We start from the raw sequence: 13,389 nt of genomic DNA on the forward strand, positions 1-13,389 counted from the left end.
GTCTTGATAAAACAGAAAACGGATGGGCTGTTTTTTTTTCAGGATAAGAAGGAGAGAATCGGGGTTATAAACTTCCCTGACGAGGCTTCCGCATGTGACAAAATGAAGGAAGAACTCCGCAAGATGATGGAGCAGCTCTACGGAGTAACATGGGCTCCTGCAAGATAATTAAATAATATTGATTCTTATATTGTTGGATGTCAAAATAGATTTTGGCATCCATATTTTTTTATTGAATAAAAAATGTTTTTTATATAGAGAAGGTGAAAAGCTATGAGAAAGACGTCTGCTTTATATAGTGCAGTTGCGGTTCAGGCAATCATGTATATCGCATTGGGCTCATTTGGAATTATGTCGTTAACGAATCTGAGCTACAGAGGTTTTGTTGTTGCGGCAATTTGGGCTGTGATCTTTGCCAATATTTTTATATGGGGCGGTGCTGAATCTCAATACATAATAAAAATGACTGCTATCTGTACTGTGGCATGGATGGCGATATGGACATTTACAGAGTACTTTGTTGCCGGATTTTTTTATAATATCTCTGATTCCGCATGCTATGTGTTTTATGGATTTGAGTGTCTTACGTGCTTTGGAAGTGTGTTTTTGATTGCTGCCAAGCATACAGGTAAGAAGAGTGGAAAAAATCTTTTTATTATATTGGCAATGCTACTTGCAGTAGCCTGTTATATAATTGCGACAGCTCAGGTGATCAAGATATTTCCGGACTATTTGCCCGGAGAATCGCCGCTTGATATTATGTCCGGGAAAGCAACTACGCAGTCTATGTTAGATGTTATAACAGGTGGAGTTACTATGCCAAGACACGATATGATGATAAAGATTAATGCGATATTTTATGCTGTAGAGAGCATTTTACTTATATCTCTTTTTTCTGGTGAAAAAGCTTTATGCAAAAATACAAAATAGTCTTTTTAATGCATATTCTCTATGTTAAAATACGATTACAGGTTGGCTGTGAGTATTTATCCACAAATAAAATGGAAAAGGAGATTAAAATATGGCAAATTTAGAACCCAGAAAAAATGAACTTAAAGGAACAGAGACAGAAAAGAATTTGCTTGCTGCATTTGCAGGTGAGTCTCAGGCAAGGAATAAATATACATATTTTGCTTCAAAGGCAAAAAAAGACGGCTATGTTCAGATCAGTAAGATCTTTGAAGAGACAGCCAATAACGAGAAAGAGCATGCCAAGATGTGGTACAAGATTCTTACCGGAATCGGTTCAACAGTAGAAAACCTCAAGGAAGCAGCAGAAGGAGAGTCATACGAGTGGCAGGAGATGTACCCTTCTTTCGCAGCTAAAGCACGTGAGGAAGGCTTTAATGATATCGCATTTCTTTTTGAAAAGGTTGCTGAAATTGAGAAAGAGCATGAGCAGAGATATAAAAAGCTCCTTGAGAATATCGAGAAAGATCTTGTATTCTCATCAGACGGCGATTCTATCTGGATCTGCTCAAATTGCGGTCATATCGTAGTAGGACCTAAGGCTCCCGAGATGTGCCCTGTTTGTAATCATCCCAAGAGCTACTTCGAGAAGAAGGCTGAGAATTATTGATCGGATAGTCTGACTGATTCGATATTCGTATAAGTTAATATTTATTCAGGATAAAGAGCTTTTGCAGAGATTTAATAAGTCTTTGCAAAAGCTTTTTCTATTGAATGGGAATTAATATTTTTTTTATAAATAAGTACTTGATTTTTTGTTCTAGTTGTTCTATAACATACTTGTAAAGAAAATTAGCAGCCAAGAGATGAGAGTGCTAATACATCATCTCAGGTTGCACAAACTACTACAACAAAAATTTTTTATAAAAGGAGTGATGACTTATGTTGATGCCTATGTTATGGAGTAACAATAATTTGTTTGACGAGATGGATGACTTCTTTGGTGGCAGATTATTCGGTGACATGTATGATTCCGGACTTATTGAGAAGAACTTCGAGCCGGCATCAGGTCTTATGAAGACTGACGTCATCGAGAAAGATAACAGTTATCAGCTTGAAGCCGAGCTTCCGGGATTTAACAAGGAAGATATCAATATCGACCTTAAGAACGAAGTGCTTACCATCAGTGCTACACATAATGAGAACAAGGATGAGAAGAATGAGAACGGCAAGTACATCCGTCGTGAGAGAAGAAGCTCTTCGTACCAGAGATCCTTCCGTACACCGGGACTTAAACCTGAAGATATCATAGCTCAGTACAAGAACGGTGTTCTTACGGTCAACATCCCCAAGAAGGAAGCTATTCCAGAGAAAGAGGAGGCTGTGAAGATCGAGGTTAAGGATTGATTATAAGAAGTAATAAATATCCCGGCATTCTATGATTCAAATAGAATGCCGGGATATTTTATGGAGTGCGAACAACTATTTTATTCGCCTGAATAAGTTCTTGTATAGTAAATTGAGCATGATTTCTTTGTGATAAAAAGAATAGTTAATGCAGCTAAAAATGCGATTGTAGCTTCGAAGCTTATGAAGCTTACAATAAGCGCAAGGATCAGAAGAACAATTGCGGTAAATTCAACTGCGGATTTGCCGGATAATGATTCAATCTGACATAAACGTTCATCGTTGAGCTCATTGTAGATTCTAATAAGCTTTTTTTCATCTTTAAGAGCATTTATATATTTAGAAATCTGATAAACGCATACTATTTCTATGGCGATAACCATTCCGACCACAAAACCCTGCATAAAATCAGCATGCCCTGATTTTGCATAAAGCGAAGCTATAGATGGTCTTTGGGAAATAATGAGTAAAGCGCTACTTAAAAATGCCACTAATGCATATGCAGTGATTTTTTTCTTTATTGATGCTTTGATTCTTTCTTTTCCGGTGTTAGTCATAAGTTTTCATCCTCCAAGCTGCTGAAATCAAATACTTCTTCAATTGTCATGTTAAAATGGTGCGCTATCTTATATGCCAGTCCCAATGAAGCAGTGTATTTGCCAACTTCAATGGAAGTAATTGTCTGTCTGGTTGTTCCGACAATGTCGGCAAGTTCTGATTGTGATAGCTTATTTGCTTTTCGCAATTCTTTTATTTTGTTCTTCATTGATACCTCATTACTTTTTGCCAAGCTCGCTTTGCATATTTAGCATAGTCTACTTTGCATAAAATGTCAAGCATACTTTGCAAAAAACTTTCTCATGAGTAAAATCGGTACTTATGACTTAATGAAGGCAAGCATGTTCGAAATCACGATTTTTCCATGATATTCTTTAAATTCGGCTATGAATGATTTACAATGCTTATAGTAATTTGCTAAGAAAAAAGAAAGAGACGAATAATAAATGGAAAAAGAATTTGAATATGAAGGATATACAGGTACCGTTAATTACGACAAAAACTGCGATTACTATACAGGTGAAGTTGTAATCGACGGAAAAACCTATACATATGAAGGTGACACTCTTGAAGAACTGCGAGAGGACTTTGAAGACATTATCGATTCTATGATCGCATTTGAGGAGATGGATGATGAAGATGCTTGAGTGTGTTTTAGAGTTTGTTGGGCAGGGGAAAGAAGACGAGTTTAAATGGGTGATGGAAATACTTGAATACGGTTCAAAGTATGTTTTGCCGATCCTATGCGCTTATGTCATAAATCTTTTACTCAATAAATATATCAGTAAGGAAAGACTTCGCGGTAAAATTCATCTTATTTTTTTGAGAGGTATTATAACTACGGTCATATGGGGACTTGCTCTAACAACTGTTATTGGAAATGTGCCGGCATTTTCCAAGATCTGGAGAGGTGTCGCTACATCATCCGCACTTATTGCCGCTGTCCTCGGTCTTGCAGCCCAGTCAACACTTGCCAATGTATTTGCAGGTATTGCGATTTCGGCATCGAGATCCAGACCCTTTGATGTCGGAGACAGGATTAAGATTGACTCTATCGATCCCGGTTATGTTGAGAACATCACGTTGAGACACACGGTTATCAAGACTTATCAGAACGAGATTATTTACATTCCCAATTCTACAGTTGGTTCGGCGACTATCATCAATTACACTCAGGAAGAATCGTTTTCTTTTCCGATAGTGATTTCTGTGGCGTATGGAACGGATATGCAGAAGGCTATGGATATCATGGCTGACGTTATTGTTGAGCATCCGGTGCATCATGGAGGAAGACCGACGGTTTTGTGTAAGAGCTGCGATGATAGCGGCGTCACATTAAGGGCACTCGTTGAGACGGAAGATTTCAAGGATAACCCGAAGGCATGCTCTGACTGTCTTGTAGAGATAATGAAGAGATTTGCAAAAGCGGGAATCGAGATTCCTTACAACAAACTTGTTCTTATCAACTCAAATGAGAAACAAAACTGATGCGCATAAAAGCTAAAAAAGCGTGATACAAAGGCATAGCGCAATTATACATAGACACGGGAGAAGGTATGGGAAAGTTATATTTCAGATACGGGGCAATGGGGAGCTCAAAGACAGCCAATGCGCTGATGGTGCAGTACAACTACATCGAGAAGGGGCAAAAATGTATTTTGCTAAAGCCTAAGACCGATGACAGGGACGGAGAAAAAATCGTCAAGTCCAGAATGGGGCTTAGCGCTGAGGCGACATTTGTAGAAGAATTCATTGATGAAGTAAAAAATGAGTGGTTTACGGGAAAAGCGGAAGGCTGGAAAGAGCTTGACTGCGTGATTGTTGATGAAGCGCAGTTTCTTACTGAAGAACAGGTGGATATTCTTGCGGAAGTTGTTGATAGATACGATCTTCCTGTTATTTGCTACGGACTTCGTACCGATTTTACAAGTCATCTTTTCCCGGGATCCAAGAGACTCATGGAAATAGCAAACTATATTGAAGAAGTTCCGACCGTGTGCTGGTGCGGACGCCGCGCACACTTCAATGCGAGAGTCAGTGACGGCAAGATCGTCCGAACAGGCGAGCAGGTTATGGTAGGAGGAAATGAATCCTACGTATCACTTTGCAGACGTCATTTCTTAAGCGGAGAGGTATATGGCAAGAGAGAGCGTGAGCTCTCGGACGGAACCAAAATGAATTAATGAAAAATACGGAGCGCCGGTAAGACACTGAACCGGCCTCCGTATTTGTTTTATGAAATGGATCGATTTTCTAAAGCTTCTTCGTGAGTCGCCATATCAATCTGCTGGACGACTCCCACGCCTCCGCTTTCTTTTAGGAATACACCGCTTGCGCGTAGCTTTGCAGCTGTGTTAAAAGAACTGTCCCGTAAGCTGTAGTCTGTTATGGCACTTCCAAGATAAATTGCACCGACATCGGCTTCTTTTAACGAAAGAAGCGTATCGGTACCGTCTTCGTTACGAATCCAGACTTTGAGAGCGTTGTATACATCGTCGTTTTCATCAATCCAACCGTTTCCGTCATGATCATATGCGGACAGGTCTTTGAAGCCGTTTCCACTTTTTGCGCCGAAAAGTTCCGAGCCGTCGTTTATATGCCCGTCGCCATTTTTATCAAGGGCAAGGAAACCTGTACCTTTTGGCAGATTCGAAATTTTATCCTCTTTCCCGTCGCAGTTAATGTCAAAGAAGAAGGTCTGATCGCTTATTGATGTTACTTCGCTGCCGACATTGATCGTAAGCGGATCCAGGAAGTTTTTGGGGCTTGCGATGCTTATGCCGGATTCGTGTACAAACCTTGATGACATGGAGAATTTAACTCCAAAATCAATACTTCGGCCGTCTTCTGTAAGAGCGGTTCCCGTGCCTTCAAAGGATACAGCCTCTTCTTCAAAATGGCTCTCGGTCACGGTCGTTACGGACATAAATCCGCCGGCTCCGATCATTCCCGACATATTATCTAATGATTGACCGAAGCTTTCACTCATATCATCGCCGCCAAGAATCCTCATGAAGCGGAGAATCCGTTCGAGAAGTGAAGTCCTTATGGCCATCAGCTGATCTTCAAGAGAGCCGGTTGTTGTGTTCAGGCTTCTCGTCATTGAAGGCTTCAGCGAGTTGTAGTTTTCACTTCCCAAGGCAAATTCGCCGGTGGATGTCGAAAAATCATCAGATGTAACTTTCTGTTTCTGAGATTCAAGGCTGTCGCTGAAACTTCCGCGTGGAACAGTGCTTATTGACACACTCACAGAATGCCCTTCACTGTATGACGAACTCGACATCAGGTTTACGTTACTTTGTGCAATTTTCATGGTTCTTTCCCTCCGTTTGTTAGCCTGAAGGTTCATGCTTTTTGCGCAAAAAAAGTGAACCTCCAAAGCTGAAGATTAACAATCCTCCTTGAAGATCCATGCTTTCCGTAGCTCAATATGCCGCGTGCCGTTATTGCACCGGCGCGTGGATATTTCACAATATATATCGGTAAGGACGCAGGCTTATATTAGGGAATTCGTACAAATATATAATAAAATTAAGATAACAGGCAGATATCGGATGCGATAGTTTTGGTTCAAAATAATCGATTGACACATCAAACCAAAGAATATTAATATATAGGAAGTAAATGTGAACGGCAAGGGCGCCTTTAACACGAGCAGGAGAGCTCGCTGTTTGAGGTGCCCTTTTTATAATGGAGGACAATATGAGCAAATATACCAAAGAAGACATTTTCCGTATCGTTGAGGAAGAGGACGTAGCTTTTATAAGGCTTCAGTTCTGTGATATCTTCGGAATTCCCAAAAACATCGCCATTGCTGCAAGTCAGCTTGAATGCGCGCTTAATAACGAGTGCATGTTTGATGGCGTATCGGTTGAAGGATTTGTCAGAAGTGACGAGAGTGATATGTACTTATATCCCGATCTTGACAGCTTTGAGATATATCCATGGAGACCGCAGGCGGGCAAGGTTGCGAGGATGTTCTGCAATGTCTATACGGTTGACGGAAAACCTTTCATGGGAGATTCACGAAATGTTCTTCATGAAGTGGTAAAAAAAGCTGAGAAAATGGGGCTTAACTTTAAACTCAATCCTGAGCCGGAATTCTTCTTATTTGATTATGACGATGAGGGAAGACCGACAAACAAGACACATGAAAAAGGCGGATATTTCGACGTTGCTCCCGCAGATCAGGGTGAGAACGTAAGAAGAGACATCATCCTTAACCTGGAAGAACTTGGTTTTGATATCTCATCTTCGCATCATGAGATTGCGCCGGCACAGCATGAAATCGACTTTAGAGAAGAGGATGCAGAGCGAACAGCAGATATGATCATGACTTTCAGAATGGCAGTTAAGACAATCGCCAAGAAGCATGGCCTTTACGCTACCTTTATGCCCAAGCCTACAGAGGGAATCAGCGGATCGGGCATGCATATAAATATCATTGCGCATGACAAGAACGGCAATAACATATTTGTAGATGACAACGGTGGGCTTTCGGATATAGCCAAATACTTTATTGCAGGAGTTCTCAGCCATGTTAAGGCAATGACACTTGTTACCAATCCTATCGTCAATTCATATAAGAGACTTGTTCCGGGATACGATGCTCCCGTCAATATCTCATGGTCTTCTTCGGGCGCCAACAGAAGCGCTCTTATCAGAATACCTTCAAAGCGCGGACAGGATACAAGAATCGAGCTCAGAAATCCCGATTCTACATGTAATCCTTACCTTGCAATCGCGCTTATTCTCGCAGCGGGTATGGATGGTATAGAAAAGAAGATGACTCCTCCCGAAGAACTTGGTGATAATCTCAAGAACGCGACCTATGACGATCTCAGAGAGAGCGGACTTGAGACACTTCCTATGACACTCGGTGAAGCCATTGACGCTTATCAGGATGATGAATTTGTAAAAGAAGTTCTCGGCAATTCCATATTTAATAAAATGCTTGATGCAAAACGCAAAGAGTGGAAAGATTTCCGCACATGCGTAACCCAGTGGGAGATTGGAAGATACCTCAACATCTTCTGATAATAGATTTGGGGTTCGTAAAAATATTAATTTATGGAAACTTGAGGCTTATTTGTGAATATAATCATTGTGTTTGCGAAATCGGAAGATGCGCAAAATTTCAAAAGCATATTAAGCCGTGGCGGATATGACGGAATGGTTACCTGCACTTCGGGAGCGCAGGCTCTTTCTGCTATGGAAGATTTGGGGAGCGGAGTCGTTATCAGTGGCTACCGCTTAAGTGACATGCTCTATTCGGAGCTTGCCGTCGATCTTCCCAAGTTCTTTCAGATGCTGATGATAGCATCGCCTGACAAGGCTCCACTTGATAATTGCGGAGATAAACTGGTATATCTGCCGACTCCGCTCAAGAAGTCGGATCTTTTTTCCACCCTTGAACTCATGCTTGAGGGCGTTACAAGAAGTAGAAAAAAGGCAAAAGAGAAGGCAAAGAAAGAGGGCAGGTCCGATGAGGACAAGAAGATAATAAATCAGGCAAAAGAGATTCTGATGGACAGGCACCATATGACAGAGCCGGAAGCGCACAGATACCTCCAGAAGTGCGCAATGGACTCGGGAACCAATCTAAAAGAGACGGCGGAGATGGTTATTTCGCTCTCGGCAATTTAATTGAAGTTTTTTGATCTTTTTTATAAAATTAATCTAAAGTTTTGCGTAATATGTCCGATAAAATTAATGTAGGGTGAAAAAGGGTGCATACCTTGGGCGTTTGAACCATAACTTACAAAAATTCCGTGGGAAAATTATTTTTTACTCAGAACTAAAGTTATGGAAACTTCTTCCGATAAATGTAGTAAGAAGTACAAAATGCTCCAAGGAAGGAGGAAAAGATATGCGTATAGAAGCGTACAATCAAGTTCAGCAGATCTACTCAAACAACAAAGTAAACAAGACTCAGCAGACTAAGAAGACAAGCGATGTAAGAGATACTGTTTCGTTTTCTTCTATAGGAAAAGATATTCAGGTTGCTAAGCAGGCTGTTAAGGCTACTCCTGATGTCAGAGAAGATCTGGTTGCTTCGCTTAAGGCTGCTGTAAAGAACGGCACTTATGATGTAAGCGGAGAAGCATTTGCTGACAAATTACTCGCTAAATTTGAAGAAGCAAATGGCTTGTTATAATTAAATACAAATAATCCAGGAGGATGATTCCGGTGGCAAGCTTAATGGAAAATCTGGTCGACGTGCTCGAGCAGGAGTGTACAATGTACGAAAATTTACTGGGGTTATCTAGCCAAAAGACTTCCATAATAATCGAAGGAAATCTTGAGGCACTTGCGAAAATCACGGATGAGGAGCAGTGCGTAATAGGTAATATCCAGTCTCTTGAGAAAAAGCGCGAAGAGGCAATGAAGGATATCGCAAACGTACTTAACAAGGATGTTAATTCATTGAAACTGACCGATCTGATCGAAGTATTGGAAAAAAGACCTGTCGATCAGAAAAAACTGGCAGTGCAACGCGATAGGCTCGTTGGTGTTGCAGGAGATGTCAGACGTGTAAACGGACAGAATCAGGAGCTGCTGCGCAGTTCACTTGAGATGGTCCAATTCGAGATGAATATCATCCAGGCCTCAAAAAGAGCTCCGGAAACAGCAAATTATTCAAGAGCTTTAGGCACTACAGGTGAATGTCTTGGTTACACATCGGGCGGGTTTGATGCAAAGCAGTAATGTATCACATGAGCATGAAAGTGGTACAGATGCATGTAGATAACCCCCTTTGGTAACTAAATGAAAAACTGTAGTGTCTTTTTTGTGCAAAAAAATGCATTAAAAGACCTATAAAGATCAGGAGGAAAGATATATGTCCCTCATGGCGAACTTATATGTCGGCACATCAGGGTTGCAGACATCGCAGAACGCACTTAATACAACTGCACACAATATGGCAAACCTTGATACCGAAGGATATACAAGACAGCAGATATCACAGGGAACAAGGGCATATCAGACTCTTGAGAAGAAAAATGAATGTATTGCCTGGAAGCAGATAGGAACAGGCGTTGAATATAATAATTGTAAGCAGGTAAGGGATGTTTTCCTTGACAAAGCTTACAGAAAAGAATCGGGAAGATACTCATATTACGATATTTCTCAGAAAGCTCTTGAAGAGATAGAAGATCAGCTTCAGGAGATGAACGGAACAGAGTTCAGTGAATCTTTAAATAATCTGTGGACATCCGTGCAGGAACTTGCCAAGGATCCTACATCAGCGGTTACGCAGAGTGCGCTTGTGACGAGGGCAAATGAGTTTCTGACAAAAGCAAAGAGCGTGTATGACGGCTTTGTTTCATATCAGGACAACCTGGATGCCTCTGTTTCCGACATAGTTAAAAATATAAATGATATTGGCGATAAGATTAGGGCTTTAAATGAAGAGATTGTAAATATTGAATCCGGAAGAGAAGAAAAGGCAAATGACCTTAGAGATACAAGAAACAATCTTCTCGATAAACTCGGTCAATATGGAAAAATAGATTATTCGGAAGACATTTTCGGTAATGTATCGGTTCTTTTTGAAGGATCGAGTTTCATAACCACCGATCATGTAAATCATATAGGAATCGATGTTAAGCTCGAGAGCAGCGTGGGATATGCCACACCTTATTGGGAGTATGCTGCGGTCAAGGAATATGACAGAGAGGGAAAAGAAATTGTTACTTCAATCGAGGGAGCACATCTTTTTGACCTGACTCAGCCGGTTTCTACAGCCACAGATACCGATATAGGTAAGCTCAAAGCGGTTCTTCTTGCAAGAGGAGATCACCATGCGTCTTATCACGACATTGTAGAGAGCACAGATTATTATAAAAGCAATATTTCACAGTCGGTCATTATGAATGTAGAAGCGGAATTCGATCAGCTGATACACAATGTTATGACTGCGATCAATAAAGTCATGGAAGATGCGGAGAGCAATCCTGCGACTATGGACAATTCACTCGGAAGAGCGTCGGATTACACGATGTTCATAGTATCAAACGAAGAAGATGCATTGGCCTACAAGATAGATGACAAGCATCCTGCAGGAAGTATAAAGACAGGATTTACTATAAAGAATGCACAGGTTAATCCGATTCTTTTGACGGATCCCACGACATTCACATACAGAACAGTTGAGGGAAACGAAGATACAGCAACTGTTACGGCTTTAAAAGAAGCTTTTACAAAATCGGATTATACTTTAAATCCAAATGTTTATACAAGAAATGACATCCTGTCGTATTACAATAGCCTTGTTTCACAGATAGCCAACACGGGAGATAAGCTTAAAAGCGTTGCGGAAGCTCAGGAGCAGACCGTTTCATCTATATCTGCCGCAAGAGAGCAGATCGTCGGCGTATCAAGTGATGAGGAACTTGAATTTATGATCCAGTTTCAGAACGCATACAACGCATCAAGCAGATACATAAACGTAGTAAGTGAGATGCTTGAACACCTGGTATCAACACTTGGATCGTGACTTTGACGGTAATTTTGGCACACATGGTAAATATGTCGGAGGGAAGAGATTATGACATCGACATTTTTTGGACTTAATATTGCAGCATCCGGACTAAGAGCCGCAAATGCAGCACTTAACACAACAGCAAACAACATATCTAATGTAAATACCGATGGATACAGCAGGCAGAAGGTTAAACAGGAAGCTTCAGATGCTATCAGGGTATTTGCAAAGTATGGCTGTGCAGGTGCAGGTGTTGATACTATAGCGATTGAAAGAATCCGCGACAGTTTCTATGATGTTAAGTTCAGAAATAACGAACAGCTCCTTGGAAATGTGAGCCAGAAGAACTATTACAACAAGCTTATCGAGCAGTACCTTGATGACAACGGAACGACCGGCTTCTCATCTCTTTTTACCAAGATGAGTGCTTCACTTCAGTCGGTAATGACTGCAGCGGGAACGACAGAGTCAAAGAGTACATTTATATCACAAATGCAGAGTATCACCGAGTACTTTAACAATGCATATAATAACCTTCAGGGTGCACAGGCTGACGTAAATGCTGAAATCAAACTCTGTGCTGACAGAATCACATCGATAGCTCAGGAAGTTGCTTCCATCAACAAGCAGATCAACGTAATCGAGATGACGGGAACGACCGCAAACGAACTCAGGGATAAAAGAGATGTTCTTATAGACGATCTTTCCAAATTGGTATCGGTAGAAGTAAAAGAAACAGCTATCGTCGATGATACACAGCCTGACAGAGAAACGGGCGCAACACGTTACCAGGTCTGGGTTGCCGGCGGATATGAACTCGTTGATACTTACGAATTCAGACAGATGGTCTGTGTTTCGAGACCGTCGGACGGATCTACGAACCAGAATGATATTGACGGACTTTATGATATTAAGTGGGGAAGTGCAAGCTATAAGGATGGAGACAACATAGCGGAACTTTCTGATTTTGCAATTGATTCAATGCTTATCGGCGGAGAGCTTCAGGGACTTCTTGCGGTAAGAGACGGAAATAACGGCCATTACTTCAACGGAGACTGCACGGTTGTTGACGGCGAGTCGCGTCCCGTCAAGGTGACCGTAAAAGTTACCGACAAGAACCTTATGGATATGACTAAGTGCACGCTTCCCATTGAGGGCGCGATTCATATCGGAGATCAGGATTACAGATACGACAGTTGGGAATATGACGGAAAAGATACATATACATTTACAATAGACGGTGACACGCTAAAGAGCATGCCTGAAGCGCACAGAAAAGTGTCTGTTGGCAAATTTAACGACTATCAGGGAATTCCTTATTATCTCTCTCAGATGAATGAGTGGATAAGACAGTTTTCATCGGCTGTAAATGGGATAATGACCACGGGTTATCCTTCAGATTCCGATGAGAAACCCGGACAATTCCTTCTTACCGGAGGAATCGATATGAATTCGGCAGCACAGTATTCATACGATCAGCTTACGGAAAAATCTGAGAATAAGGGATATTACATGCTTCGCGGAGGCAATTTTGAGGTGAATGGTGTTCTCCTTAAGGATGCAGGCAGACTTGCGACAAGAGCCGACGTTACTGAGGGTGAATCAGAATTTGGAAACCTCACGAAATTAAGAGATATGTTCAACACGGCAAAGATATTCAGGGGAGCCACATCAGGAGAGTTCCTTACAAAAGTTCTTGCCGATGTAGCGCTCAATACCAGCAATTCGGGAACTCTTGAAAAAACCTACACTGCTCTCGAAACGACTATCGATAAGCAGAGAAATTCCGATTCCGGAGTAGATGAAGACGAGGAAGCAGCAAACCTCGTTAAGTTTCAGAATGCCTACAATCTCTCGTCTAAGATGATACAGACGCTTACAGAGATCTATGACAGACTGATACTCCAGACAGGAGTTTAAGAATAATAAAAAAGCTAAAGCAGGCCGGCTTTAGCTTTTTTTCATTAATAGATATTAAGAAATGCGGTGTGCCTGCCGATATTCATAGTGAACTAATATACAAAGTGAGA

Annotated in this window: 16 protein-coding genes; 13 read left to right on the forward strand and 3 right to left on the reverse strand. The window is 41.2% G+C overall.

What is annotated here, in order from left to right:
• Nucleotides 1-3 precede the first annotated feature (3 nt).
• The 4 genes from CD00_RS0114890 (at nucleotide 4) to CD00_RS0114910 (ending at nucleotide 2,316) form a co-directional block, all read left to right on the forward strand.
• Nucleotides 4-168, forward strand: a complete 165-nt coding sequence (locus tag CD00_RS0114890; RefSeq protein WP_207640511.1) for a hypothetical protein — start codon at nucleotides 4-6, stop codon at nucleotides 166-168.
• Between the two features lie 105 nt (nucleotides 169-273).
• A complete protein-coding gene (locus tag CD00_RS0114895) occupies nucleotides 274-930 on the forward strand; it encodes a hypothetical protein (RefSeq protein WP_026656694.1) in 657 nt (218 codons plus the stop codon).
• A 91-nt stretch (nucleotides 931-1,021) separates the two neighbouring features.
• Nucleotides 1,022-1,579, forward strand: coding sequence for a rubrerythrin (gene rbr, locus CD00_RS0114905; RefSeq protein ID WP_026656696.1), 558 nt, complete (start codon nucleotides 1,022-1,024; stop codon nucleotides 1,577-1,579).
• Between the two features lie 278 nt (nucleotides 1,580-1,857).
• On the forward strand, nucleotides 1,858-2,316 hold the full coding sequence (locus CD00_RS0114910) for an Hsp20/alpha crystallin family protein (protein WP_242838985.1): 459 nt from the start codon (nucleotides 1,858-1,860) through the stop codon (nucleotides 2,314-2,316).
• An 80-nt stretch (nucleotides 2,317-2,396) separates the two neighbouring features.
• Here CD00_RS0114910 and CD00_RS0114915 read toward each other — a convergent pair whose 3' ends face one another.
• Together CD00_RS0114915 and CD00_RS0114920 are read right to left on the reverse strand one after the other, a co-directional pair.
• Nucleotides 2,397-2,873 carry a hypothetical protein gene (locus CD00_RS0114915; protein ID WP_026656698.1) on the reverse strand — a complete coding sequence of 159 codons (477 nt, stop codon included), beginning with the start codon at nucleotides 2,871-2,873 and terminating at the stop codon, nucleotides 2,397-2,399.
• A complete protein-coding gene (locus tag CD00_RS0114920) occupies nucleotides 2,870-3,082 on the reverse strand; it encodes a helix-turn-helix transcriptional regulator (protein ID WP_026656699.1) in 213 nt (70 codons plus the stop codon). The genes CD00_RS0114915 and CD00_RS0114920 overlap by 4 nt, the downstream gene beginning before the upstream one ends.
• 238 nt (nucleotides 3,083-3,320) lie before the next feature.
• Between CD00_RS0114920 and CD00_RS18630 the strand changes: the two genes are divergently transcribed.
• The 3 genes from CD00_RS18630 (at nucleotide 3,321) to CD00_RS0114935 (ending at nucleotide 5,057) form a co-directional block, all read left to right on the forward strand.
• Nucleotides 3,321-3,521 (forward strand): hypothetical protein, encoded by a 201-nt coding sequence (locus tag CD00_RS18630; RefSeq protein ID WP_034462158.1) that lies wholly within the window; start codon nucleotides 3,321-3,323, stop codon nucleotides 3,519-3,521.
• The gene (locus CD00_RS0114930) at nucleotides 3,505-4,362 is read left to right on the forward strand and encodes a mechanosensitive ion channel family protein (protein WP_081811933.1); all 858 of its coding nucleotides are present in this window, start codon (nucleotides 3,505-3,507) and stop codon (nucleotides 4,360-4,362) included. The genes CD00_RS18630 and CD00_RS0114930 overlap by 17 nt, the downstream gene beginning before the upstream one ends.
• A 68-nt stretch (nucleotides 4,363-4,430) precedes the next feature.
• On the forward strand, nucleotides 4,431-5,057 hold the full coding sequence (locus CD00_RS0114935; RefSeq protein WP_026656701.1) for a thymidine kinase: 627 nt from the start codon (nucleotides 4,431-4,433) through the stop codon (nucleotides 5,055-5,057).
• 50 nt (nucleotides 5,058-5,107) lie between these two features.
• Here the strand turns inward: CD00_RS0114935 and CD00_RS19560 are convergent, their stop codons facing one another.
• Nucleotides 5,108-6,187, reverse strand: a complete 1,080-nt coding sequence (locus CD00_RS19560) for a hypothetical protein (RefSeq protein ID WP_051594235.1) — start codon at nucleotides 6,185-6,187, stop codon at nucleotides 5,108-5,110.
• Between the two features lie 389 nt (nucleotides 6,188-6,576).
• Here CD00_RS19560 and glnA point away from each other — a divergent pair, with 389 nt between their 5' ends.
• The 6 genes from glnA (at nucleotide 6,577) to CD00_RS19565 (ending at nucleotide 13,279) form a co-directional block, all read left to right on the forward strand.
• Nucleotides 6,577-7,911: a type I glutamate--ammonia ligase gene (glnA, locus tag CD00_RS0114945; RefSeq protein ID WP_026656702.1), complete on the forward strand. Its 1,335-nt coding sequence runs from the start codon at nucleotides 6,577-6,579 to the stop codon at nucleotides 7,909-7,911.
• Between the two features lie 54 nt (nucleotides 7,912-7,965).
• On the forward strand, nucleotides 7,966-8,520 hold the full coding sequence (locus tag CD00_RS0114950; protein ID WP_026656703.1) for an ANTAR domain-containing response regulator: 555 nt from the start codon (nucleotides 7,966-7,968) through the stop codon (nucleotides 8,518-8,520).
• 223 nt (nucleotides 8,521-8,743) lie between these two features.
• A complete protein-coding gene (gene flgM, locus CD00_RS0114955; protein WP_026656705.1) occupies nucleotides 8,744-9,031 on the forward strand; it encodes a flagellar biosynthesis anti-sigma factor FlgM in 288 nt (95 codons plus the stop codon).
• A gap of 23 nt (nucleotides 9,032-9,054) precedes the next feature.
• The gene (locus CD00_RS0114960; RefSeq protein WP_242838986.1) at nucleotides 9,055-9,582 is read left to right on the forward strand and encodes a flagellar protein FlgN; all 528 of its coding nucleotides are present in this window, start codon (nucleotides 9,055-9,057) and stop codon (nucleotides 9,580-9,582) included.
• A 133-nt stretch (nucleotides 9,583-9,715) separates the two neighbouring features.
• A complete protein-coding gene (gene flgK, locus CD00_RS0114965) occupies nucleotides 9,716-11,374 on the forward strand; it encodes a flagellar hook-associated protein FlgK (RefSeq protein WP_026656707.1) in 1,659 nt (552 codons plus the stop codon).
• A 51-nt stretch (nucleotides 11,375-11,425) separates the two neighbouring features.
• Entirely contained in the window at nucleotides 11,426-13,279 is a 1,854-nt protein-coding gene (locus tag CD00_RS19565; protein ID WP_026656708.1) for a flagellar hook-associated protein FlgK, read from the forward strand.
• The last annotated feature ends 110 nt before the right edge of the window (nucleotides 13,280-13,389 follow it).

This window comes from Butyrivibrio sp. AE3003, from assembly GCF_000686065.1.
GTDB classification, from domain to species: Bacteria; Bacillota; Clostridia; order Lachnospirales; family Lachnospiraceae; genus Butyrivibrio; species Butyrivibrio hungatei_A.